This is a genomic window from Gordonia malaquae NBRC 108250 (genome assembly GCF_000344135.1).
Lineage (GTDB): Bacteria > Actinomycetota > Actinomycetes > Mycobacteriales > Mycobacteriaceae > Gordonia > Gordonia malaquae.
Genome location: NZ_BAOP01000024.1, coordinates 49173 through 71192, shown reverse-complemented (window position 1 = coordinate 71192; position 22020 = coordinate 49173). Strand labels below are relative to the sequence as shown.

Below are 22020 nucleotides of genomic sequence, written 5' to 3'. Positions count from 1 at the left end.
GGTCGATGTGTCGCCGCTCGGCGAGCCACACTCCTGGGGAAGTCACGTTGTCCATAGTGCCACGCGCGGGGACGGGTCGTCTACTTGGGGTTATTTTCGATCACGGTGATGTTAATTACCCGGACGGAGCGGATTCACTTGGTCGCGCGGCGATGCGGGATGATGGTTCAGTGGTGAATCGGCAGGCCCCTGAGCGGCTCTCGGAACAGGCGCTGGCGGCGTTCGGCTCGGTCGACGGTGCTCGTCCGCTCGGTCTCTACCTGCACGTACCGTTCTGCGCCACGCGGTGCGGCTATTGCGACTTCAACACCTACACGGCCGGTGAACTCGGTTCGTCGTCGTCCCCGCAGTCGTGGATGGAGGGGGTCCGCCGCGAACTCGACACGGCTGCAGCATTGCTGTCGCCGACGCGTGAAGTGTCGACGGTGTTCGTGGGAGGCGGCACGCCGTCGTTGCTCGGCGGGGAGGGACTGGCAGGACTCCTCGGCGCGGTTCGCGACTCGTTCGACCTCGCACCCGGTGCGGAGGTGACGACCGAGTCGAATCCCGAGTCGACGTCGCCGGAGTTCTTCGGCCGACTGCGTGAGGCGGGATTCACGCGGATCTCGCTCGGCATGCAGTCCGCGGCTCCGCACGTCCTGTCGGTGTTGGAACGCACGCACACGCCGGGCCGTGCGTTGCAGGCCGCGAGGGAAGCGGTCGACGCCGGTTTCGAGCACCTGAACCTCGACTTGATCTACGGCACGCCGGGGGAGTCGGACGCCGACCTCGCCGCGTCGATCGACGCGGTGCTGTCCGTGCCTGTCGACCACGTGTCCGCGTATGCGCTGATCGTCGAGGACGGAACTGCGTTTGCAAGGAAAGTGCGGCGCGGTGAGGTGCCGATGCCCGACGACGACGTCCTCGCTGCGCGCTACGAGATGCTCGACGCCCGGCTTTCCGCGGCCGGTCTCACCTGGTACGAGGTGTCGAACTGGGCTCTGCCGCAACCGGACTCGGCATGCAGGCACAACGAGGCGTACTGGCGGAGCGATGACTGGTGGGGCATCGGACCCGGCGCTCACTCGCACGTCAACGGTGTGCGCTGGTGGAACCAGAAGCACCCCGCGACCTACTCGGCGTCGCTCGCCGAGGGCAGGCTCCCGGTCGGTGGCCAGGAGATGCTCTCGGCTGAGGATGTGCACACCGAAGCGGTGATGCTGCGCCTTCGGATGCGCGACGGGCTGCCTGCGGCCATGCTCGACGACGCCGAACGCGCACGTGCCGACGTCGCCGTGGTCGCCGGGCTTCTCGTCGTGGAGTCGGGTGCGTACGTCCTCACCGATCGCGGTCGTCTCCTCGCGGACGGCGTCGTCCGGGACATTCTCGACTGACGCTTTCTGGTCGTCGAGCCCAATTCCGGTCGTCGAGCGCAGTCGAGACGGGCTCGCTCCGGCCTCAGGGTCAAAGATGCTTGAGACAGGGAGTGGGGAATCACCCCGCATGAAGCAGCGCAAGGCTCATATCCGCTCCCTGTCCCAAGCATCTTTGACGTGAACGAGGGATGAGCGCAACGTTCGACGCCGCATCGACGATCGGTCTCAACCGACCTGGTAGACGCCCGATCCGGTGGCGACGAGTTGATCGTCGGACCGTGTGCGGATCTCGACCGAGCAGTGCGACAGTTTGCGGCCGCGTCGGAGGCGTGTGCCGATGATCTCGATGTCGTCGTTCATCGCCGGTGCGATGAAGTTGACCGACATGGACACGGTCACGCCGCGCAATTGCTCGGGGACGGGGCTCTCGCCCGCCCACGCCGCGGCCATGATGCCGAGATCGATGCATGCTGCGATCGCGCCGCCGTGAACCATCGGGCCGATCGTTGTGTTCGCGTCGACGAACGGCATTCGCAGGCGTGCGGAGCCTTCGCCGAGGTCGATGATCTCGACGCCGAGGGTTCCGATGAGCGGGGAACCTGGAAAGAACATCCGCATCGCATCAGATCCGGTGGTGGGCGCATCGGTCATGGCCGTCTCCTTCATTATCGTAGTACGACTATGAAAACATAGTTGGACTACGAATCAATAGTGCTGCTACGTTTTTTGTATGACAGTTCCGTTGATCGAGCCGACCGACCGTCGTCGACGCCGCACCCACAACGCAGTTCTGGACGCGGCAGCCGGCCTGTTCGCGACGCGGGGATTCCGGCAGACGTCCGTCGACGAGCTCGCCAGGGTCGCCGACGTTGCGCTCAGCTCCGTCTACGCGAACTTCCCCGGCGGCAAAGCGGATGTTTACGCCGCACTGGCGTGCCGGATCGCCAGGGAACACGCGCAGGAGATGGCGGACGCCATCTCTGCGGTGGACGGACCAGTTGAACTGGCGGTGTTCGACGCCTACCTGCGCTTTCACGCGAGCAACCCGGATGCTTTCCGGATCCTCGGGCTGTCTGACGTTGGAAGCGGAGACTCCGAACTCGTGGATGAGGCCCGTCGCATGGTTCGGACGCTGCTGGCAGGCGTCGTCGACGAGGCTGTTGCCGCGTCGACCCTGAACGCGCGAGCCGCGCGGATGGAAACGCTCCGCCTGTGGGGGACTGTGAACGGAATGATCGCGTTGGGGGCGCAGGGCTTCGCGTCGACAGCGGAGATCGATGAACTCCTTGCTGCGGTGCGATCCGACCTTGCGTCGCGGATCGGCGTCGAATGAGGATCGGTGAGCTGACTCGGTCCGAGCGGCTCTCTACCGCGATGGCGGCATCTGCGGCCGCAGCACGGTCGCTTCCAGGCCAGTTGCGCCGAGTCTCGTCGAGTTCGTGCGGGCAGCTGGTGACGCCGCCGGACTCGAAGTTCGCCACGGAGGTCGCCGAACGCGCGGCCGACGAACTCGCGCCCGAGGTGCTCGCGCACAGCCTGCGGTGCTTCCAGTGGGCGGCGGCGTTCGCCGAGGTCGACGGGTTGGTCGCCGATCCGGAGCAGCTCTGGGCGGCGTCGATGCTGCACGACCTCGTGCTCGGCGGACCCGACGTCGACGGATACGGGTGCTTCGCTGCGATCGGGGGCGCCCTAGCGGGTGAGCTCGTGGCCCGCCATCGATCCGCAGTCGACGCTGACGTTGTGCGCAGTGCGATCGCTGTCCACTTTCATCCGGCAACTCCGGCCGAACCCGTCGCCCGTTGCCTTCACTCGGCGGTGAACCTCGACGTCGTGGGACGCCGTTCACGTGAACTCGATGCGGGGCTCATCGCGGTCACCGAGGCTGCCCACTCGCGCGACGGCTTCACGCAGACGTTCTGTGACGCGATGAAGGTTGAGGCTCACCTGCGTCCGTATTCGAGCGCCGCGGTCCTGTGGCGGGCGGGTGCGCGACTCCCCATCCTTCTCAACCCGCTGGCTCGGGCCTGACTGCCCTTCGTCGCGTGGAGTCGGGCCGGGAATGCTCGTGCGCGACTTGGGATCAAAGATGCTTGGGACGGGGAGCACGGGCGCGAGTCTTGCTGCCTCATGCGTCGCATTGGCGTGCCTCAGTTTCGCGATCGTGCTTCAACGTCACTGGTCAGCCTGAGCTCAGGCTGTTCGGTCGTGTTGAGGCACGTTCGCTGAGTTGAGGCACGAACCTCCCTGCCTCATCTCGCACCGACCTGCCTCAGCTGGACTTCCCTGCCTGAGCTCAGGCAGGGGAGACACATTGAGGCAGGGGAGTGCGAGGTGAAGCAGGGAAGTCAGCAAAAGCGCATGAAGCAGCATGACTCGCGCCCGTGCTTCCCGTCCCAAGCATCTTTGATCCCAGGTCACGGACGAACGAACGTCTGGACTCTGCTCGGAACTGCCGGGAGGCGGTCAGTCGAGTCGGTGCACGCCCGCGGTGCGGACGCGGCGTCGCGGATGGACGGGGAGCGGCGTGGAGACCGGGCTCAGCGGCGCCGTCGTCTCCACGTCGAGGTCGTCCTGCCCCGGCAGCGTCCCGAGTCGGGCGAGATGCGAGTCGAGATCGAACAAGCGCGCGTGGATCGTCGTCCGATTCCGCAGCGCCGACCGGACTGCGCGGTGCAGTCCGTCCTCCAGATACAGAACGTCCTGAAACTGCACCACATGTGAGAAGAGGTCCCCGTAGAACGTGGAGTCCTCCGACAGCAGCTTGTCCAGGGCCAGGACCGTCGTGACGGGCGTCAATTGATCCAAGCGGAACTGGCGAGGTGGGATCTTGGCCCATTCGCGCGGGGTCAGGCCGTGATCAGGGTAGGGCTTCCCGTCGTGAACGCCCTTGAAGATCATCGCCGCCTGGCCTCTGAAGTCGGTTTCGTAGAATGAACATGTCCACTCTATGCAACAGCGCGAGGAGGTGCCCGGTGTCGACCGCAGACGACCGTCGCTTCGAGATCCTGCACGCCATCGTCACCGACTTCGTGGACACCCAGGAACCGATCGGATCGAAGGCTCTCGTCGAGCGGCATCAGCTCGGCGTGTCCAGTGCGACGGTCCGCAACGACATGGCGTTTCTGGAGGCGGAGGGCTACATCACTCAGCCCCACACGAGCTCGGGGCGCGTGCCGACCGACAAGGGATATCGCCTGTTCGTGGACCGGATCAGCGAGATCAAGCCGCTGTCCTCAGCCGAACGACGCGCGATCCTCACTGTCCTCGATTCCGGCGTCGACCTCGACGACGTGCTGCGGCGGTCGGTGAAACTGCTCGCGCAGCTGACCCGGCAGGTCGCCGTGATCCAGTATCCGGTGCTGTCGACGGCACGAGTCCGACACCTCGAAGTTGTGGCGCTGAGCCCGTCGCGACTACTGCTCGTCGTCATAACCGACACCGGGCGTGTCGAGCAGCGCATGGCGACGCTCCGCGCTCCGATCGACGACCACACATTGGCCACTCTGCGCGACATGTTCTCCAAAGCCCTCGACGGTCAGCGTCTCGAGGACGCCTCGGTCGCCGTCGCCGAGCTAGCGACCCACGCGCCGCGCGAATTGCAGGAGCCGGTCGTGACCGTCGCGACTGTGCTGGTCGAGACGCTCGTCGAGCGGAGCGAGGATCGGCTGGTGCTCGGAGGCACGTCGAACCTCGCCAGGTCGGCCGCAGACTTCACTCCCGCGACCGGCGGTATGGACTCGGTCCTGGAAGCTCTTGAAGAGCAGGTGGTGGTCCTGAAACTCCTGGCGCACACCCAGCGGACCGGCACCGTCACCGTGCAGATCGGTGAGGAGACCAACACCGAGAACCTGCGGAACACGTCCGTCGTCTCCACCGGGTACGGTGCTTCGGGCACAGTGTTCGGCAGCGTCGGTGTGGTCGGCCCCACCCGGATGGACTATCCGGGAACAATCGCGTCGGTCGCAGCGGTTGCGAAGTACGTCGGCGAAGTTCTCGCCGATCGATAGTTATGTGTAAGGACGATTTTCACCGTGGCTCGTGATTACTACGGCATTCTCGGCGTGGCGCAGGGCGCGACTGATCAGGAGATCAAGCGCGCGTACCGGAAGCTCGCCCGCGAACTGCACCCCGACGTCAACCCGGACGCCGAGGACCGGTTCAAAGAGGTGACCACCGCCTACGAGGTGTTGTCCGACCCGGAGAAGCGTCGCGTCGTCGACGCCGGCGGGGACCCGCTTGCAGGTCCGGGCGGAGGCGGCTTCGGCGGCGATCCGTTCGGCGGAGGCGGCCTCGGAGACATCTTCCAGACCTTCTTCGGGGGCGGTGGAGGCGGCTTCGGCGGCGGCGGGCGAGGACCGCGTGGCCGCGTGCGCCCCGGTGAACCTGCGCTGGTCGGCGTGACCCTTGATCTCGACGAAGTTGCAGAGGGCGCACGCAAGGAGATCACCGTCGACACTGCGATCCTCTGCGACTCGTGCACCGGATCGGGAACCCGTGACGACTCCAAGCCGGTGACCTGCGGAACGTGTAAGGGTGCAGGCGAGATCCAGTCGGTTCAGCGGTCGTTCCTCGGTCAGGTCATGACAGTCCGCGAATGCCCCGAATGCCGCGGTGTCGGCGAGATCATCCCCGACCCCTGCCTCAAGTGCGGCGGCGACGGCCGCGTTCGCTCCCGCCGCACCATGACCGTCAAGATTCCGGCAGGTGTCCAGGAGGGAATGCGGGTACGCCTGACCGGCCAGGGTGAGGTCGGACCTGGCGGCGGTCCCGCGGGAGACCTCTATGTCGAGGTCAGCGAGGCTGTCGACGACGTCTTCGTCCGTGACGGCGACGATCTGCACTGCACGGTCCGCGTCCCGATGGCCGATGCGGCGCTCGGCGGCGAAGTGAGCGTCGACACGGTCCTCGGCAGCACCGCCACCGTGACCATCGATCCGGGCACGCAGCCCGGCACGGTGGTCCGCGTGCGCGGTCACGGGATGCCGCACCTGAACACCGGCATGCGCGGCGACCTGCACGCACACCTCGAAGTCGTGGTGCCCCGCAAGGTCGACTCCGCTCAGGCAGACCTCCTTCGCACTCTCCGCGACGCCATCGGCGACGACGTCGAGGTCGTGACCGCGTCGTCGAAGTCGGCATCCGGTGGACTGTTCTCCAAACTGCGCAACGCATTCGTGGGCCGATGACCCCGCCGCTCTTCTGGGTCGACGACGTCCCCGCCGCGGGTGACACCGCGACGGTGTCGGGCTCGGAGGGCAGACACGCGGTGACCGTCACCCGGATCCGCCAGGGCCAGTCGGTGATTCTCGGTGACGGCCGCGGAACTCTTGCCGACTGCGAGGTGACCGGTGTGTCAGGTAAGGACCGGTTGACTGTTCGCGTCGGTCGTGTCGAGTTCAACACTCGACCCAAGCCACTTGTCACCGTCGTGCAGGCGCTGCCGAAATCGGAGCGCAGCGAACTCGCAGTTGATCTCATGACGGAAGCCGGCGTCGACGCGGTGGTCCCGTGGCAGGCGTCGCGGTGCGTGGCCCGCTGGGCCGGGTCGAAAGCCGAACGCGGTGTCGAGAAGTGGCGGGCGACCGCGGCGACCGCCGCCAAACAGGCCCGCCGGCCGTGGATCCCCGACGTCGCCGATCTCGCGACCACCACCGACGTTCGTGACCTGTGTGCCCGCGCCGTGGCCGACGGCGGAGTGGTCGCGTTGCTACACGAAGCCGGTTCGACGCCGTTCCGGTCGGTCGACTTCGCATCGGCGTCCGAAGTCGTCCTGGTGATCGGCCCCGAAGGGGGCCTCGACGACAACGAGATCGCCGACCTCACCGCACTCGGCGGGAAGGCGGTGGTCCTCGGGCCCGAGGTCCTGCGCACTGCTGCGGCCGGTGCGGTGGCGCTCGGCGCGCTCGGCGCGGCCACCGATCGCTGGAGCCGCTGACCGTGCGCCGCGTCAAGATCGCGTACGGCGACGCGCCGAGCATGTTCGGTCATCTCTACCTGCCGGACGCCGACAAACGTGGTGAGGGGCGCGCCCCGATCGTCGTGCTCGTTCACGGCGGATTCTGGTCCACCGAGTACTCGCTTGTGGTCTACACCGGAGTCGCACGGGCGCTCGCCGATTGGGGCGTTGTGGTGTGGAACGTCGAGTATCGGAGGCGCGAGGAGGCAGGCGGCGGGTGGCCCGGCACCGGGCGCGACGTGATCGCCGCGATCCGCGCCTTGGACGGTCCCGTCACCGATCAACTCGCCACCGCCGGAATCCGGGTCGACGCGTCGAATGCGACCGTCATCGGACACTCTGCAGGCGGACACCTGGCGGTGTGGGCGACCGCACGCCTTCGCGGCGCCACCGACCGGTTCCGCATCGGCACGGTGATCGCGCAGTCGCCGGTTCTCGACTTCACCGAAACCGGCGCCCACGACCGGCCGTCGGTGGTCGACCTGATGGGCGCGCCGTTCGACAAGATCCCGGACCGGTATCGCGAAGCGTCGCCGTCGCAGCAGCCTCCGTTCGACTCGACCGTCGTCGTGATCCACACCGTCGACGACGAGTCGGTCCCGATCGAGATGAGTCGGCGCTACGTCGCCGACGCCACCGCCCGTGGCCAATCCGCAGTCCTCTACGAAGTGCCGGGGGAGGGGCACGACGCCTTCGTGGACCCGACGTCGGCGGCCATGCGCCAGACTCTCCGGGTGCTCGGCGTCTGACCGCGGAAACATCTCAGATGCGGTTTGCAGCGTCGGCGATAGACTGAAACGACCACCCCCGCGTGCGCGGGGAACAACTGAACGTCGAGGAGTGACGGATTTAGTGAGTGACTTGAGCCGCGAAACGGTGAAGGCCGACGCGGTGGCGACGTCTCGGATCGATGTGCCGCAGGATCTGGCGGTCGGACTTCTCGGGCCGACGGATGTGAATCTCCGGACCCTGGAACAGCAGCTTCCCGCCGACATCCATGTCCGCGGAAGCCGGATCACCCTCACCGGGACCCCCGCAGACGTGGCCGGGTCCGAGCGCGTGATCTCCGAACTGGTCAAGCTGGTCCGCACCGGCACCCAACTGACTCCCGACCTGGTCCGCCAGAGCACGTCGATTCTCGCGACCGGCCAGAAGGAGTCGCCCGCCGAGGTTCTCAGCCTCGACATCCTGTCGAATCGCGGCAAGGTGATCAGGCCGAAGACACTCAACCAGAAGCACTACGTCGACGCGATCGACAAGAACACGATCGTGTTCGGACTCGGACCGGCAGGCACCGGAAAGACCTACCTCGCGATGGCGAAGGCAGTGCAGGCGCTGCGGGCCAAGGAGGTCAATCGGATCATCCTCACGAGGCCTGCTGTCGAAGCCGGTGAACGGCTCGGGTTCCTGCCCGGCACGCTGAGCGAGAAGATCGACCCGTACCTGCGTCCCCTGTACGACGCACTGCACGACATGCTCGACCCGGAGGCGATTCCGAAGCTGATGGAGTCCGGTGTCATCGAAGTCGCTCCGCTCGCGTACATGCGGGGACGGACGCTCAACGACGCGTTCATCATCCTCGACGAGGCGCAGAACACGACCGGCGAGCAGATGAAGATGTTCCTCACCCGCCTCGGATTCGGCGCGAAGATGGTCGTCACCGGCGATGTGACTCAGGTCGATCTGCCCGGCGGCGCCACCAGTGGACTGCGTGTGGCCTCGCGGATTCTCGACGGCATCGACGACATCCATTTCGCCGAGCTGACCAGCGCCGATGTGGTCCGGCACAAGCTCGTCGCCGACATCGTCGACGCGTACGGCCGCGCCGATGAGGAAGCGGAGGGCAACCGCGCGATGAGGCGCGAAGGTCTGCGACAGGGAGGTCGGCGCCGATGAGCATCGAACTGTTCAACGAATCGGGCGTCGACGTCCCGGAGCAACTGATCATCGAAGCCGCGCGTTTTGCGATGGCGCGGATGGACGTGCACCCCGCAGCCGAACTCTCCATCCAACTCGTCGACCTGCAGGCCATGACCGATCTGCACGTGCAGTGGATGGACCTGCCCGGGCCGACCGACGTGATGAGCTTTCCGATGGACGAGCTGACCCCGGGCGGTCGGCCCGATGCCGCCGACCCCGGTCCGGCGATGCTCGGCGACATCGTCCTGTGCCCGGAATTCGCGGCCGACCAGGCTAAGAGTCAACGTCACAGCTTCGAGCATGAGATCGCTGTGTTGACTGTGCACGGTGTGCTGCACCTGCTGGGCTTCGACCACGCCGAGCCGGACGATGAGAAGGAGATGTTCGGCCTGCAGGGGCAGATCATCGTCGACTGGTACTCGGCGCGTGACGACCGTGTGCGACTTCAGGAGCAGGCACAGCGCGACACCAGGCTGCTTCGGAACACCGGCTTCTCCGGCGACACGGCCGGGAGCTGACTGATATGACTCGCGACATCGTCTTCATCGGTGCCGCCGTCGCGCTGACCGTTCTCGCCGGCCTGTTCGCCGCGGTCGACACCGCAGTCCAGACAGTCTCGACGGCGCGTGTCGACGACATGGTCAAGGACCAGCGCGCCGGTGCCAAACGGCTGCGGGCGGTCCTCGATCAGCGCGGAACGTACGTCGGTCTCGCAGTCCTGATGCGTGTGGTGTGCGAGACGGCGGCCACCGGCCTGGTGGCCGTGATCGCCGTCGACGGCATCGGTGTCGGGTGGGGTCTGGCGGTGACGATCGTGGTGATGACCCTCGTGTCGTACATCGCGGTCGGCGTCGGCCCGCGCACGCTCGGCAGGCAGCATGCGTACTCGATCGCGCTGATCGCCGCGCCGGTGCTGACCGCGATCGGCGTGCTGCTGCGACCCGTCACTCGACTGTTGATCCTCATCGGCAACGGGCTGACGCCCGGCAAGGGCTACCGCAACGGGCCGTTCGCGACCGAAGTCGAGGTCCGCGAAGTGGTCGACCTCGCGCAGGAACGCGGTGTGGTCGACGACGACGAGCGCCGCATGATCCAGTCGGTGTTCGAGTTCGGCGACACCAACGCCCGCGAGGTGATGGTCCCGCGCACCGAGATGATCTGGATCGAGAACGACAAGTCGGCCACGCAGGCGATGAGTCTGGCAGTCCGGTCCGGGCACTCGAGGATCCCGGTGATCGGCGAGAACCCCGACGACATCGTCGGCGTCGTCTACCTCAAGGATCTCGTCGGACGGATCCTTCCGAAGATCCCGCTCGCCGGATTCACAGTGTCCGACGTGATGCGCGATGCCGAGTTCGTACCGGACTCCGCCCCGCTCGACGACGTCCTGGCCGACATGCAGACCAAGCGCAACCACATGGCTCTGCTGGTCGACGAATACGGCGGCATCGCCGGGCTCGTCACCATCGAGGACGTGCTCGAGGAGATCGTCGGCGAGATCTCCGACGAGTACGACGTCGACGAGGTGGCCCCGATCCAGAAGCTCGGTGACGACCGCTACCGGGTGTCGGCGCGGCTGCCCGTCGAAGACCTCGGCGAACTGTTCGGCATCGAGATCGACGACGACGAGGTCGAGACCGTCGGCGGTCTCCTCGCACTTCGGCTCGGTCGTGTCCCACTGCCGGGCGCCAAAGTGAAGTCGCACGGACTGAAGATGACCGCAGAGGGCGGCCCCAACCGGCTCGGCAGACAGCGGATCACCACGGTCGTGGTGCGTCGCGCCAAGAAGCAGGCAGACGGCGCCGGGCGGGACGACTGGTCGGACGACGAACCGGCCGAGACGCAGCAAGGGGATACGCTGCCTGAGACACACACTGATCCGATCGGAGAATCCGCTTGAGCACACCGTCGTCCACCGGCCCGCAGTTCCGGTCCGGTTTCGTCTGCTTCGTCGGCCGTCCCAACACCGGCAAGTCGACGCTGACGAATGCGCTCGTCGGCGACAAGATCGCCATCACGTCGAACCGGCCGCAGACCACGCGTCACGCGATCCGGGGCATCGTGAACCGACCCGACGCGCAGCTCATCTTGATCGACACGCCGGGTCTGCACCGTCCGCGCACCCTGCTCGGCCAGCGGTTGAACGACGTCGTCCGAGACACGTACTCCGAGGTCGACGTGATCTGCGTCTGCATACCCGCCGATGAGGCGATCGGCCCCGGGGATCGCCGGATCGTCGAGCAGGTGCAGACGATCGCGCCGAAGACCAAGAAGGTCGGCGTCGTCACCAAGATCGACAGGGTGAGCCCGGACAAGGTCGCCGAACAGCTCATGGCGCTCTCGCGGCTCATGGGTCCGGACGCCGAGGTGGTGCCGTGCTCGGCGAAATCCGGACGACAGCTCGACACCTTGTCGGACGTTCTCGTCTCCCTGTGCGACGAAGGCCCGGCCTTCTACCCCGACGGTGAGCTCACCGACGAGCCCGAGCAGGTACTGATGGCGGAGTTCATCCGCGAGGCCGCACTTGAAGGCGTTCGCGACGAGCTCCCGCACTCCCTCGCCGTTGTCATCGAAGAGGTCGTCCCGCGTGACGGTTCCGAGATCGTCGACGTCTACGCCCACCTGTTCGTCGAACGTGACAGTCAGAAGGGCATCATCATCGGCCGAAAGGGCGCCCGCCTCAAGGAGGTCGGGACCGCCGCCCGCGGTCAGATCGAGCGTCTGCTCGGCACCAAGGTGTACCTCGACCTGCACGTCAAGGTCGCCAAGGACTGGCAGCGGGATCCCAAGCAACTCGGTCGCCTCGGGTTCTAGAATAGGAGGGTTCCGACAATCGTCGGACCCTGCGAAAGGTTCCTCCCTGCCATGATTCGCTTCCTCCTGAACGTCGGCGTCAGTCTCGTCTCGTCAGCTGTCGGATTGCTCGTCTGTGCTTGGCTGATCGACGGATTCGACCTCAGGGCCCAGGGCTTCTTCATCGCCGTCGCGATCTTCACCGCCATGCAGGCGGTGATGGGCCCGTTCGTGTTCAACATGGCGCGCAAGTACGCGTCGGCGGTACTGGGAGGCATCGGCCTCGTCTCGACGCTGCTGTCGTTGATCATCACGTCGGTCGTCGGGAGTTCGTTGAGCATCTCCGGCGCCGCGGCCTGGATCTCGTCGACAGTGCTGATCTGGCTGATCACCGCCCTCGGCACCTGGGGCATCGGTTTCCTCGTCATCACCAAATGGTGGGAGGCCCGCCGCAGCGCGAAGGCGAAGGACCAGGCGATCGAGGACGCCCTCGACCGGCGAGCCAAGAAGTAGTCCGATAGTCCGAACGGTGGACAACGCTCGTCCTCCCGTTGCACGCTGGGGACATGCCGACCGTCGAGCTGCCCGCGGGTCCGATCGACTACACCGACACCGGATCCGGTCCGGTGATCGTGTTCGGTCACGGACTCCTCATGAACGGGAATCTCTGGCGTGACGTGATCCCGCTCCTGGACGGCTACCGGTGCATCGCGCCGACGTGGCCTCTCGGTGCGCACCGACGTCCGATGAACGCCGACGCGGCACTCGACCACGCGGGAGTCTCTCGGATCATCGCCGACTTCCTCGACGCGCTCGATCTGTTCGAGGTGGCACTCGTCCTCAACGACTGGGGCGGCGGCCAGTTCATCGTGTCGGAGCGACGCCACGACCGGATCGGCAGACTGGTCCTCGCGTCATGCGAGGCGTACGACAACTTCCCACCCAAACCCGCGCGACCCGGCGTCGCACTGTGCCGACTGCCGGGTGGGCCTGCCCTTTTCATGCAGCTCACGCGCACACCGATGTTCCGCCGGGGAAAGCAGGCGTACGGCGGCCTCGCAAAGCGGGGGATCGACGACGCACTGCTCGACGAGTGGTTCGCGCCGGGGCTGCGCGACGCCGACATCAGGCGCGATCTCAAGAAGTTCGCGACCGGAACTCCATCGCGCGAGGTGCTCGACGACTGGCACCGTGAAGTGGTCACCTTCGACCGACCGGTGCTGCTGTTGTGGGCGTCCGAGGACCGCATGATGCCCGTCGAGCACGCGCGGCGCATGGCGCACGAGTTCTCCAACGCGAAGCTCGTCGAGGTCGACGACGCGTGGACGTTGCTTCCGCTGGACCAACCCGAACGGGTGGCGGTTGAACTCGACTTGTTCATCACGGCTCACTGAGGTCCCGGTGCGGGTCGGATACGCCGAATGTCGGTGGCGGGTGGGACAATGACCCGGTGAGGTTCTACTCCGACGAAGCGGTGGTGCTGCGCCAGCACAAGCTGGGCGAAGCCGACCGCATCATCACCTTCCTCACCGCAGAGCACGGGCTGGTGCGCGCGGTGGCCAAGGGGATTCGTCGTACCCGCTCCAAGTTCGGCGCGAGGCTCGAACCGTTCGCCCACGTCGACGTGCACTTCTACCCGGGCCGCAACCTCGACGTCGTGACCCAGGTGCACAGCCTCCACGCGTTCTCCGACGACATCGCCGCCGACTACGGGCGATACACGACGGCGTGTGCCGTGCTCGAGACCGCGGAGCGTCTTGCCGGAGAGGAGCGGGCGCCTGCCAAACAGCTGCACCGGCTGACGGTCGGAGCACTGCAGGCGTTGGCCGAGGACCGTCGTGATCGTCAGTGGATTCTCGACGCCTTCCTGTTGCGCGCGATGTCGACGGCCGGTTGGATGCCGGCCCTGGACGTGTGCGCTCGGTGCGCACAACCCGGACCGCATCGCGCCTTCCACGTCGCAGTCGGGGGAGCGGTGTGCATCCACTGCCGTCCGGCAGGTGCGGCGACCCCGTCGGTCGGAGTGCTCGACGTGATGGACGCGCTCGCTCGCGGCGAATGGGATCACGTCAGCGCCGCCACCGACTCCCAACGCCGGCAGGCGACAGGCCTCACGGCTGCTCATCTGCAATGGCACCTGGAACGGCAATTGCGAACACTTCCGCTGATCGAACGGCACGCGCCGCACGCGATCATCACCGATGAACATCCCCTGGAAGGTCAGGTCAGCTGATGGCAAGCTTGCGTCGACGTCCCACGACGACGGAGCCCGTTGTGGTCCGACCGCCGGACCCCCACCCGTCCGGCGCGGTGCCGCCCGCGATTCCCGCCGAGTTCGTCCCGAACCACGTCGCGTTGGTGATGGACGGCAACGGTCGATGGGCGCAGGATCGGGGACTGCCCCGCACCGAAGGGCACAAGCGCGGCGAGGCTGTGCTGATGGACTCGGTGTGCGGGTCCATCGAGATCGGCGTCAAGTGGCTGTCGGCGTACGCGTTCTCCACCGAGAACTGGTCGCGCAGCCCCGACGAGGTCAAGTTCCTGATGGGGTTCAACCGCGACGTGATCCGTCGTCGTCGCGACGAGATGAACGAGATGGGCGTCCGCGTGAGGTGGGCCGGTCGACGCCCCCGTCTGTGGCGCAGTGTCATCAAAGAACTCGAAGTCGCCGAAGAACTGACGAAGAACAACACCGTCATGACGCTCACCATGTGCGTCAACTACGGCGGACGCGCCGAGATCGCCGACGCGGCACGCGAGATCGCCCGCCGCGCCGCTCGCGGGGAGATCGACCCCGAGCGGATCACCGAGGCGTCGTTCGCCAAGTACCTCGACGAGCCGGACATGCCCGACGTCGACCTGTTTCTGCGGCCGTCCGGTGAACAGCGACTGTCGAACTTCCTGCTCTGGCAGTCGGCGTACGCCGAGATGGTGTACCAGGAGAAGCTGTTCCCGGACTTCGACCGTCGCGACCTCTGGGCCGCATGCCTCGAGTACGCCAAACGCGACCGCCGCTTCGGCAGCGCCTGACCAGTTCAGGGAGTCATCGCGTCGAGCATCGCGGTGAGATCCGACTCCAGGGCGGCACGGTCGACGCCTGCATCGGCGAGCGGTCCTTCGCCGTTCTCCACTTCGAGAAGCGCCAGCAGGATGTGTTCGGTGCCGATGTAGGCGTGGCCGAGCCGGAGCCCGTGGCGGAAGGTGAGCTCCAGTGCTTTGCGCGCCGAGGCGTCGTAGGGGACAAGGTCAGGGACCTCGCCGTCGACGACCGGCGATGCCGCCGCAACCGCCTTCCGGATCTCGATCGGATCCACCCCTTGGCGTGTCAGGAGCAACGTGGCGAGTGACGTCTCGTCGTCGAGCAGTGCCGCCGCCAGGTGAGCAGCGGTGACCTCCGGATTCCCGGCGGACTTGGCGTCGTTGTGCGCAGCGGCCAGCACGTTTCGAGCTCGTTCGGTGAAGGCGGCGAAGCCCTTGCTCGGATCGAGTTTCGCGGCGCCGGGCGTGAACCGCTTCTGGGCGGCCTGCTTCGTGACTCCGAGGCACTGCCCGATGTCGTTCCACGAGGCGCCCGCTGCTCGTGCAGCGTCCACGAAGTGGCCGACGAGGTGGTCGGACATCTGGTCGAGGTGTTCGCCGGTCAGGACCGCCGAGGTGAGACGGTCCAGCGGGTCGTCGGAGTTCTCGGTGATACCGCAAATCAAATCGTCGAGGTTGATGGAGTCGAGGCGTGTCGGTTCGGTCATGCGTCAACTGTAGGTTGACGAATTGTGAACGTCAACCGTTGGTTGACAACGGAGTGGGCGTTCCCAAGATCGGTCTAGGTATCGAAGTCCGACGGCACAGTGCCGCCGAGCAGTGACAGATCGACCGATCTTTGAACCATCGCCCGGTCCTTGACGCCGCGAGCGCGGTGCCTGTCCGCCCTGGTGATCGCGCGAATGTCGGCGAGTACGCCGTCCCAGTCGCACAGGATGTCGTCATACGTCAGGCGCATCACGATCCATCCGTCGACCAGGGCGCGGCGATCGCGGTGGTGGTCACGCTCGTAGTCCTCCTTCGAGGAGTGGTGACGAACGCTGTCGCATTCCAGCAGGAGTTTGCCGATCCGCAGGTCGGTGTGGCCGACACCCTCGACCGCTGGCTGGACGACCACGTCGTAGCCGACGGCACGGAGCCGCACTCTCGCGATGCTCTCCGTGCCCGACTGTGATCGCCGGTCGGTCTTCTCGAGCATCCCGATCACCTTCGCGCCTGTGACGCCCATGTCGGCAGCGAGGTCGCCGCGACCGACTCCCGTTCGGTTCCGATACGAGTCGCATACTGCGATCCACTCATCGGAGTCGAGACATCGAGTCGCATGATTGAGGGCGACTGGAATCGGGTCGACGGCCTCGTTCGCCGTTCTTAGGCGGCCGACGAGTGGACGGCATTCGGGGAGCTTTCCAGTCAGATGAGGCGTCCGGCGCAGATGGAGTCCAGGATGGCCTGGAGGAACCCAGAGGCCGTGGAACTGAAGGGCGACGGCGGGGTGCGTACCAGCCGACGCGGAGTCGGACCAGGACGCCGGACTGCACTGCTCGGCGGATCTGTTCGTCGTCGTAGCCCATCGCCAGGAGTTGTGCGCGTGTGTACACACCGGAGTCGTCCATACAAGGTTGGACGCGCAGAACGGGGGATCGGTTCCAACATGGTTGGGGATACTCCGAAGATCGGTCGCTATTCCGAGGTGCGGCGGCACTATGCCGTCGGATCTGGAAATAACGACGGATCTCAGGAGCAGGCGGCGCAGGTGCCGAAGATCTCGACGGTGTGTGCGATCTCGGTGAAGCCGTTGTCGGCTGCGATGCGGGCCGCCCAGCGCTCGACCGGGTCGGCCTGGACCTCGACGGTGGTCCCGCACTCCCTGCACACCAGGTGATGGTGGTGGCCGGACGAGCAGTGGCGGTAGCGCGTCTCTCCGGAGCCGTCCCAGATGGCGTCGATCTGGGCGGCTTCGGTGAGCGCGGTGAGATTTCGATAAACAGTCGTGAGGCCGATCGACTCGCCTCGGTCACGCAGTTTGTCGTGCAACTGCTGTGCCGACAGGAAGTCGTCGGTCGAGGCGAGCACGTCTGCGATCGCGGCTCGCTGCTTGGTGGACCGCTGGCCGGTCACCGGCTTCGCGGGTTTCTCGGTCACTGTTTCGCCTCGCGCAGTTCTGACGCGTGGATCAGTGCGTCCACCACGATGTGGGCGACGTGGTCGTCGGCGAGCGCGTAGTCGATCTCCCTGCCACGACGGGTTCCGACGACGACTCCGGACTTCTTGAGAACGCTCAAGTGCTGGCTTACCTGCGGTTGGTTCAGGTGCAACGCGTCGACGAGTTCGTGGACGCACATGGACCGCTCGCGCAGGCTCAGGACGATGGCGACTCTGGCAGGCGACGCGAGAGAGCGCAGGAGGTCGGCGGCTGCTGCGTTTCCCGCGTGGTCGGTCGTCGGCGTCACGGAGGGACTCGGGTGAACCATCCCACCATCTTAAAGGAAGTGATTGTCATTTGCTGTTCCAGTGTGGAGGGAGGTGATGCGGTGTTGCACGCAACGACTACCCTGGTGACTGTTCCCAACCCCAACGTCGTGGAGATCAGAAACCGTGGCTGTGCAGTCCAAAGTCGATGCTGTCGTCAACCTCGCCAAGCGGCGCGGTCTGGTGTACCCGTGCGGTGAGATCTACGGTGGTACGCGCTCGGCCTGGGACTACGGCCCCTTGGGTGTGGAGCTGAAGGAGAACATCAAGCGTCAGTGGTGGCGGACCATGGTCACCTCGCGCGACGATGTGGTCGGCCTCGACTCATCGGTCATCCTCCCGCGTCGCGTGTGGGAGGCGTCGGGTCACGTTGACGTGTTCACTGATCCGCTCATCGAGTGCACCAACTGTCACAAGCGTCAGCGCCAGGATCATCTCCAGGAGGCGTACGCGCTCAAGAAGGGCATCGACGACCCGGACACCGTTCCGATGTCGGAGATCGCCTGCCCGGACTGCGGGACCAAGGGCCAGTGGACCGAGCCGAAGGCCTTCTCGGGTCTGCTCAAGACCTTCCTCGGCCCCGTCGACGACTCCGAGGGTCTGCACTACCTCCGACCGGAGACGGCCCAAGGCATCTTCATCAACTTCAAGAACGTGATGACGACGTCGCGCCGCAAGCCGCCGTTCGGCATCGCACAGGTCGGCAAGAGCTTCCGCAACGAGATCACGCCCGGAAACTTCATCTTCCGCACCCGCGAGTTCGAGCAGATGGAGATGGAGTTCTTCGTCAAGCCCGGTGACGACGAGGAATGGCACCAGCACTGGATCGACGCTCGCTTCAACTGGTACGTCGATCTCGGCATCGACCCGGAGAACCTGCGTCTCTACGACCACCCGAAAGAGAAGTTGTCGCATTACTCGAAGCGCACCGTCGACGTCGAGTACAAGTTCGGCTTCGGCGGCAACCCGTGGGGTGAGCTCGAAGGCGTTGCGAACCGCACCGACTACGACCTCCGTACGCACAGTGAAGCCTCCGGCGACGACCTGGTCTACTTCGACCAGGCCACCGGTGAGAAGTACACGCCGTTCGTGATCGAGCCCGCCGCAGGCCTCGGCCGGTCGATGATGGCGTTCCTGTGCGATGCGTACACAGACGAAGAGGTCCCGAACGCCAAGGGCGGCACCGACACCCGCACGGTGCTCAAGCTCGACCGTCGTCTCGCGCCGGTCAAGGCCGCGGTGCTCCCGCTGTCGCGGAACGAGAAGCTGTCGCCGAAGGCGCGCGACCTTGCCGCGGAGCTGCGCAAGCACTGGAACGTCGAGTTCGACGATGCCCAGGGCATCGGCAAGCGTTACCGCCGTCAGGACGAGATCGGCACACCGTTCTGCGTGACGGTCGATTTCGACACCCTCGACGACCAGGCCGTCACTATCCGTGAGCGCGACACCATGAGCCAGGAGCGTGTCTCGCTGGACAAGGTCGTCGAGTACCTCGGCGGCAAGCTCATCGGTTCCTGACCTCGTTCGACACCGAGCCCGCCGCCGTGTTCCGGTGGCGGGCTTCGTCGTGCGCGCTGTGATCAGGCGAGCGCGGCGACGACGCCGAAGCCGTCGTCCCAGCCTGCGACGAGTCGTGCGTCGCCGATGGCGGGTTCGGCGAGGTCGTGGGTGAAGAGGATGGTGTCGCCGGTCGAGGCGCCCTCGAGGCGGATCCGGACGGGCGGGTCCATCGGAACGACGCTCCCGTCGGCTTTGTGGACCTCGAGTGCGGCTTGCTCCAGATCTCCGTGCAGCGCACGTGTGAAGCAGTCGACGCCCACGGGGTCGGCGGCGGCGTCGTAGATCCACCTGTCGCCGAGCACGGAGTGGCTCATCGTTGTGATGAGGTGCGCATCGGCTTCGGGAAGGGGAGCGTCGCGATAGGTGAGCGGAACGTGCAGCACGCGGTCGCCACGCGTGACGAGCAGTGCTTCGACGCCGACTCTGCCCGCTGGGTCGTCGAAGCGATATCCGCCGATCATCGTGACCTCGCCTGAACCACCCCACGGGACCGCATCGAGATGCGCGATGACGAGTTCGAGTTTGGTGGGCGTGATCGTCGCCTGATGCAGGACTGCCATCTCTGCAGAGCGTAGTCGGTACTGTTCACGTGTGAACCCGAGATTTCTCATCTTCTTCGCCTGTGTGCTGATGTTCGTCGCCTGCGCCATGATGGTCGGTCAACAGCAGTGGATGATGCTCGCGATCGCCGTGCCGGTCTGGCTGGCGATCCTCGGCTTCTGGGTGTACCGGCAGCGGACTCGCTAGGGCTTCTCCTCGGCAGCGGCCCGGAGTGCGGCGACCTCACTCTGCAGTTCGGTTATCCGGTCGATGTACGGCTGGACCCGCTCACGAACTTGGTCTGCCGTGTATTGAGGGACGAGGCTGCGGGAGCAGTTCCAGTCGAATGCCTCCACGTCGACGACGATGCTGCGCTCGCATGTCGCGGAGATCTCGCCGTCGTCCACCCGGCGAAGTCGGCGAAGGAGTCCGGGGTCGTCGGACACGTGTGCCCGGCCGAATACTTTGAGACGACTGCGCAGTGGATAGTCGGCGACGAAGATCGCGACGAGGCCGTTCGCGTCGATGTTGCCGGTGGAGACGAATTGACGGTTGCCGCGGAAGTCCGCGAACGCGATCCGGTTGTCGCCGAGGTGATGGACGAATCCCGCTGGACCGCTTCGGTATTGGACGTACGGCCACCCTGATTCGGTGACCGTTGCGAGATGGAGTTGAAAGGCGGACGTCAGCATCGACAGCTCGCGTGACCCGAGTTCCTGACGGCCTTCATCGACCGGAGCCTCGTCGCCTGACATGTCTCCGCCGTAGGCTCCGACGCTGCCGGCCGACCGTTGGCGCGCTCGGGCGGCGTCGCCGAACACGATGCGCTGGTAGCGATTTCCCATGACCTTCAGTGAACACTGATCCTTCGTTCGAAGGACGCCCTGGCGTGCTGATTGTGCTGGTGAGCACATTTTCCAAACAAAGTAGAACGTGTTCTAGTTCGCTGATGTAGTGTCGCCGACATGGACCGACTGAGTGGCCTTGACGCAAGCTTTCTCTACCTTGAGACCCCCGAGCAATTGATGCATGTCTGTGGGCTTCTCGTCCTCGACACGACGACGATGCCCGGCGGCTACTCGTACGCCGCCATGCGCGACACCCTGGAATCGCGAGTGCGGAAGGTCCCGCAGTTCACTCGCAAGATCAGGCGTGTTCCCCTCGATCTCGGGCACCCGATCTGGGTGAACGACGACCATTTCGACATCAATCACCACTTCCATCGCATGGCGCTGCCTAAGCCGGCGACCTACGCCGAACTCGTCGAGGTGTGCGGACATCTCGCCGGACTGCCGATGGACCGGAACCGGCCGCTGTGGGAGATGTGGCTGATCGAGGGGTACATCGACTCGAACGGCGTCGAGAAGGTGGTGATCTTCTCGAAGATGCACCACGCGACGGTCGACGGCGCCTCGGGTTCGAACCTCATCTCGTACCTGTGCAGCCTCGAGCCGGACGCGCCCCCGCTCGCTCCCGACGCAGACGCCCGCAACGAGAGCGGCCCCGGCGGCCTGGAACTGTTCGGTCGAGGACTGCTGGACACGCTCGCTCGTCCGCTGTCGATCCCGAAGATGGTGATGCCGTCGGTCGGGCTGATCACCGCGACGATCGGCCGCGCACGCGAAGGAACGGCGATGGCGCCGCCGTTCACCGCGCCCCGCACCTCGTTCAACGGGACCATCAACGGTCATCGCACGATCGCCGTCGCCGACATGGATCTCGAGGACATCAAGACTGTCCGTCGAGCCACCGGCGCGACCGTCAACGACATCGTCCTCAGCGTTGCCGGCGGTGCACTGCGCGCCTACCTCGACGAACGTGGTGAACTTCCGGAAGCGCCTCTGCTCGCGTCGGTTCCCGTGTCCGTTCGCGGCGAGTCGGAGCGCGAAGGCGGCGCGAACAAGGTCTCGGCGTTGTTCGCACGCCTCGGGACCGACATCGACGACCCGATGGAGCGCCTCCAGTCGATGACGGAGGCCAACAAGAACGCCAAAGAGCACCACAAAGCGATTCCCGCCGACACGTTGCAGGACTGGGCCGAGTTCGCGGCGCCCCGGACCTTCGGACTCGCAGTCCGGGCCTACGCTGGTCTGCGCCTCGCCGAGAAGCACCCGGTGGTGCACAATCTGGTGATCTCGAACGTGCCCGGACCGCCGATCCCGCTCTACTTCATGGGTGCTCGGATCGACGGCCTCTACCCGCTCGGACCGGTCTTCCACGGTGCGGGCCTCAACATCACCGTTCTGTCGAACAACGGCGTGGTGCACGTCGGAATCATCGCCTCCGAGTTGAGCGTGCGCAATCCTCAGACCATGGTCGAGCACTTCCCGCGTGAACTCGCTCGACTCAAGGAAGTCGCTGAAGCTGGGGCTGCTGCGGTCGAGTAGA

The 22020-nt window shown here is 65.8% G+C and carries 27 protein-coding genes; 18 read left to right on the top strand and 9 right to left on the bottom strand.

Annotated elements, in window-relative coordinates; genetic code table 11:
• Nucleotides 1–152: 152 nt before the first annotated feature.
• Nucleotides 153–1373, top strand: coding sequence for a radical SAM family heme chaperone HemW (gene hemW, locus GM1_RS15475; RefSeq protein WP_040520325.1), 1221 nt, complete (start codon nt 153–155; stop codon nt 1371–1373).
• Nucleotides 1374–1580: 207 nt separating this feature from the next.
• Here the strand turns inward: hemW and GM1_RS15470 are convergent, their stop codons facing one another.
• On the bottom strand, nt 1581–2006 hold the full coding sequence (locus tag GM1_RS15470) for a PaaI family thioesterase (RefSeq protein WP_008380316.1): 426 nt from the start codon (nt 2004–2006) through the stop codon (nt 1581–1583).
• A gap of 79 nt (nt 2007–2085) precedes the next feature.
• Here GM1_RS15470 and GM1_RS15465 point away from each other — a divergent pair, with 79 nt between their 5' ends.
• Nucleotides 2086–2688 (top strand): TetR/AcrR family transcriptional regulator, encoded by a 603-nt coding sequence (locus tag GM1_RS15465; protein WP_008380315.1) that lies wholly within the window; start codon nt 2086–2088, stop codon nt 2686–2688.
• Between the two features lie 41 nt (nt 2689–2729).
• A complete protein-coding gene (locus GM1_RS15460; protein ID WP_223291393.1) occupies nt 2730–3383 on the top strand; it encodes an HD domain-containing protein in 654 nt (217 codons plus the stop codon).
• Between the two features lie 435 nt (nt 3384–3818).
• Here the strand turns inward: GM1_RS15460 and GM1_RS15455 are convergent, their stop codons facing one another.
• Entirely contained in the window at nt 3819–4253 is a 435-nt protein-coding gene (locus tag GM1_RS15455) for a type II toxin-antitoxin system VapB family antitoxin (protein WP_008380313.1), read from the bottom strand.
• Between the two features lie 74 nt (nt 4254–4327).
• Between GM1_RS15455 and hrcA the strand changes: the two genes are divergently transcribed.
• The 12 genes from hrcA to GM1_RS15395 all read left to right on the top strand — a co-directional run bounded on the left by hrcA (nt 4328) and on the right by GM1_RS15395 (nt 15054).
• Nucleotides 4328–5362, top strand: coding sequence for a heat-inducible transcriptional repressor HrcA (gene hrcA / locus GM1_RS15450; RefSeq protein WP_008380311.1), 1035 nt, complete (start codon nt 4328–4330; stop codon nt 5360–5362).
• Between the two features lie 24 nt (nt 5363–5386).
• The gene (gene dnaJ / locus GM1_RS15445) at nt 5387–6541 is read left to right on the top strand and encodes a molecular chaperone DnaJ (RefSeq protein WP_008380310.1); all 1155 of its coding nucleotides are present in this window, start codon (nt 5387–5389) and stop codon (nt 6539–6541) included.
• Nucleotides 6538–7290 (top strand): 16S rRNA (uracil(1498)-N(3))-methyltransferase, encoded by a 753-nt coding sequence (locus tag GM1_RS15440; RefSeq protein WP_008380307.1) that lies wholly within the window; start codon nt 6538–6540, stop codon nt 7288–7290. Before dnaJ ends, GM1_RS15440 begins: the two co-directional genes overlap by 4 nt.
• Nucleotides 7291–7292: 2 nt before the next feature.
• Nucleotides 7293–8060, top strand: coding sequence for an alpha/beta hydrolase family protein (locus GM1_RS15435; RefSeq protein ID WP_008380305.1), 768 nt, complete (start codon nt 7293–7295; stop codon nt 8058–8060).
• 103 nt (nt 8061–8163) lie between these two features.
• Nucleotides 8164–9207, top strand: coding sequence for a PhoH family protein (locus GM1_RS15430; protein ID WP_008380303.1), 1044 nt, complete (start codon nt 8164–8166; stop codon nt 9205–9207).
• Nucleotides 9204–9749 (top strand): rRNA maturation RNase YbeY, encoded by a 546-nt coding sequence (gene ybeY / locus GM1_RS15425; RefSeq protein WP_008380302.1) that lies wholly within the window; start codon nt 9204–9206, stop codon nt 9747–9749. The genes GM1_RS15430 and ybeY overlap by 4 nt, the downstream gene beginning before the upstream one ends.
• Nucleotides 9750–9754: 5 nt before the next feature.
• Complete coding sequence (locus GM1_RS15420) at nt 9755–11131, top strand: hemolysin family protein (RefSeq protein WP_008380300.1); 1377 nt, start codon at nt 9755–9757, stop codon at nt 11129–11131.
• Entirely contained in the window at nt 11128–12045 is a 918-nt protein-coding gene (gene era, locus GM1_RS15415) for a GTPase Era (RefSeq protein WP_008380299.1), read from the top strand. Before GM1_RS15420 ends, era begins: the two co-directional genes overlap by 4 nt.
• Before the next feature lie 51 nt (nt 12046–12096).
• The gene (locus tag GM1_RS15410) at nt 12097–12537 is read left to right on the top strand and encodes a phage holin family protein (protein WP_008380298.1); all 441 of its coding nucleotides are present in this window, start codon (nt 12097–12099) and stop codon (nt 12535–12537) included.
• A 53-nt stretch (nt 12538–12590) separates the two neighbouring features.
• Complete coding sequence (locus tag GM1_RS15405) at nt 12591–13418, top strand: alpha/beta fold hydrolase (RefSeq protein ID WP_008380296.1); 828 nt, start codon at nt 12591–12593, stop codon at nt 13416–13418.
• Nucleotides 13419–13474: 56 nt separating this feature from the next.
• Nucleotides 13475–14257, top strand: a complete 783-nt coding sequence (gene recO / locus GM1_RS15400; protein ID WP_008380295.1) for a DNA repair protein RecO — start codon at nt 13475–13477, stop codon at nt 14255–14257.
• Entirely contained in the window at nt 14257–15054 is a 798-nt protein-coding gene (locus GM1_RS15395) for an isoprenyl transferase (protein WP_052005432.1), read from the top strand. The genes recO and GM1_RS15395 overlap by 1 nt, the downstream gene beginning before the upstream one ends.
• Nucleotides 15055–15059: 5 nt before the next feature.
• Here the strand turns inward: GM1_RS15395 and GM1_RS15390 are convergent, their stop codons facing one another.
• The 5 genes from GM1_RS15390 to GM1_RS15375 form a co-directional block, all read right to left on the bottom strand.
• Nucleotides 15060–15770, bottom strand: a complete 711-nt coding sequence (locus GM1_RS15390) for a Clp protease N-terminal domain-containing protein (protein ID WP_008380290.1) — start codon at nt 15768–15770, stop codon at nt 15060–15062.
• Between the two features lie 74 nt (nt 15771–15844).
• Nucleotides 15845–16291, bottom strand: a complete 447-nt coding sequence (locus GM1_RS22980; RefSeq protein ID WP_223291392.1) for an endonuclease domain-containing protein — start codon at nt 16289–16291, stop codon at nt 15845–15847.
• A 67-nt stretch (nt 16292–16358) separates the two neighbouring features.
• Nucleotides 16359–16634: a hypothetical protein gene (locus GM1_RS22975; RefSeq protein WP_244874776.1), complete on the bottom strand. Its 276-nt coding sequence runs from the start codon at nt 16632–16634 to the stop codon at nt 16359–16361.
• A gap of 163 nt (nt 16635–16797) precedes the next feature.
• On the bottom strand, nt 16798–17205 hold the full coding sequence (locus GM1_RS15380) for a Fur family transcriptional regulator (RefSeq protein WP_008380286.1): 408 nt from the start codon (nt 17203–17205) through the stop codon (nt 16798–16800).
• A complete protein-coding gene (locus GM1_RS15375) occupies nt 17202–17534 on the bottom strand; it encodes an ArsR/SmtB family transcription factor (RefSeq protein WP_008380284.1) in 333 nt (110 codons plus the stop codon). Before GM1_RS15375 ends, GM1_RS15380 begins: the two co-directional genes overlap by 4 nt.
• A gap of 124 nt (nt 17535–17658) precedes the next feature.
• Here GM1_RS15375 and GM1_RS15370 point away from each other — a divergent pair, with 124 nt between their 5' ends.
• On the top strand, nt 17659–19050 hold the full coding sequence (locus GM1_RS15370; RefSeq protein WP_008380283.1) for a glycine--tRNA ligase: 1392 nt from the start codon (nt 17659–17661) through the stop codon (nt 19048–19050).
• A 62-nt stretch (nt 19051–19112) separates the two neighbouring features.
• Here the strand turns inward: GM1_RS15370 and GM1_RS15365 are convergent, their stop codons facing one another.
• Nucleotides 19113–19652, bottom strand: a complete 540-nt coding sequence (locus GM1_RS15365; protein WP_040520323.1) for a maltokinase N-terminal cap-like domain-containing protein — start codon at nt 19650–19652, stop codon at nt 19113–19115.
• A gap of 31 nt (nt 19653–19683) precedes the next feature.
• Between GM1_RS15365 and GM1_RS22625 the strand changes: the two genes are divergently transcribed.
• Nucleotides 19684–19839 (top strand): hypothetical protein, encoded by a 156-nt coding sequence (locus GM1_RS22625; RefSeq protein WP_169332789.1) that lies wholly within the window; start codon nt 19684–19686, stop codon nt 19837–19839.
• Here the strand turns inward: GM1_RS22625 and GM1_RS15360 are convergent.
• On the bottom strand, nt 19836–20477 hold the full coding sequence (locus GM1_RS15360) for a pyridoxamine 5'-phosphate oxidase family protein (RefSeq protein WP_008380280.1): 642 nt from the start codon (nt 20475–20477) through the stop codon (nt 19836–19838). The genes GM1_RS22625 and GM1_RS15360 overlap by 4 nt on opposite strands.
• Before the next feature lie 120 nt (nt 20478–20597).
• On the opposite strand from GM1_RS15360, the gene GM1_RS15355 reads away from it, so the two are divergent.
• Complete coding sequence (locus tag GM1_RS15355) at nt 20598–22019, top strand: WS/DGAT/MGAT family O-acyltransferase (protein WP_008380279.1); 1422 nt, start codon at nt 20598–20600, stop codon at nt 22017–22019.
• The last annotated feature ends 1 nt before the right edge of the window (nt 22020 follow it).

Coding starts and splice junctions, on each gene's coding strand:
- GM1_RS15360 (WP_008380280.1), bottom strand. CDS start 20,477: ATGGGAAATCGCTACCAGCGCATCGTGTTCGGCGACGCCGCCCGAGCG.
- hemW (WP_040520325.1), top strand. CDS start 153: ATGCGGGATGATGGTTCAGTGGTGAATCGGCAGGCCCCTGAGCGGCTC.
- GM1_RS22975 (WP_244874776.1), bottom strand. CDS start 16,634: ATGGGCTACGACGACGAACAGATCCGCCGAGCAGTGCAGTCCGGCGTC.
- ybeY (WP_008380302.1), top strand. CDS start 9,204: ATGAGCATCGAACTGTTCAACGAATCGGGCGTCGACGTCCCGGAGCAA.
- GM1_RS15405 (WP_008380296.1), top strand. CDS start 12,591: ATGCCGACCGTCGAGCTGCCCGCGGGTCCGATCGACTACACCGACACC.
- GM1_RS15465 (WP_008380315.1), top strand. CDS start 2,086: ATGACAGTTCCGTTGATCGAGCCGACCGACCGTCGTCGACGCCGCACC.
- GM1_RS15365 (WP_040520323.1), bottom strand. CDS start 19,652: ATGGCAGTCCTGCATCAGGCGACGATCACGCCCACCAAACTCGAACTC.
- GM1_RS15375 (WP_008380284.1), bottom strand. CDS start 17,534: ATGGTTCACCCGAGTCCCTCCGTGACGCCGACGACCGACCACGCGGGA.
- GM1_RS15440 (WP_008380307.1), top strand. CDS start 6,538: ATGACCCCGCCGCTCTTCTGGGTCGACGACGTCCCCGCCGCGGGTGAC.
- GM1_RS15470 (WP_008380316.1), bottom strand. CDS start 2,006: ATGACCGATGCGCCCACCACCGGATCTGATGCGATGCGGATGTTCTTT.
- GM1_RS15455 (WP_008380313.1), bottom strand. CDS start 4,253: ATGATCTTCAAGGGCGTTCACGACGGGAAGCCCTACCCTGATCACGGC.
- GM1_RS15420 (WP_008380300.1), top strand. CDS start 9,755: ATGACTCGCGACATCGTCTTCATCGGTGCCGCCGTCGCGCTGACCGTT.
- GM1_RS22980 (WP_223291392.1), bottom strand. CDS start 16,291: ATGGGCGTCACAGGCGCGAAGGTGATCGGGATGCTCGAGAAGACCGAC.
- GM1_RS15395 (WP_052005432.1), top strand. CDS start 14,257: ATGGCAAGCTTGCGTCGACGTCCCACGACGACGGAGCCCGTTGTGGTC.
- GM1_RS15460 (WP_223291393.1), top strand. CDS start 2,730: ATGGCGGCATCTGCGGCCGCAGCACGGTCGCTTCCAGGCCAGTTGCGC.
- GM1_RS15390 (WP_008380290.1), bottom strand. CDS start 15,770: ATGACCGAACCGACACGCCTCGACTCCATCAACCTCGACGATTTGATT.
- GM1_RS15355 (WP_008380279.1), top strand. CDS start 20,598: ATGGACCGACTGAGTGGCCTTGACGCAAGCTTTCTCTACCTTGAGACC.
- GM1_RS15410 (WP_008380298.1), top strand. CDS start 12,097: ATGATTCGCTTCCTCCTGAACGTCGGCGTCAGTCTCGTCTCGTCAGCT.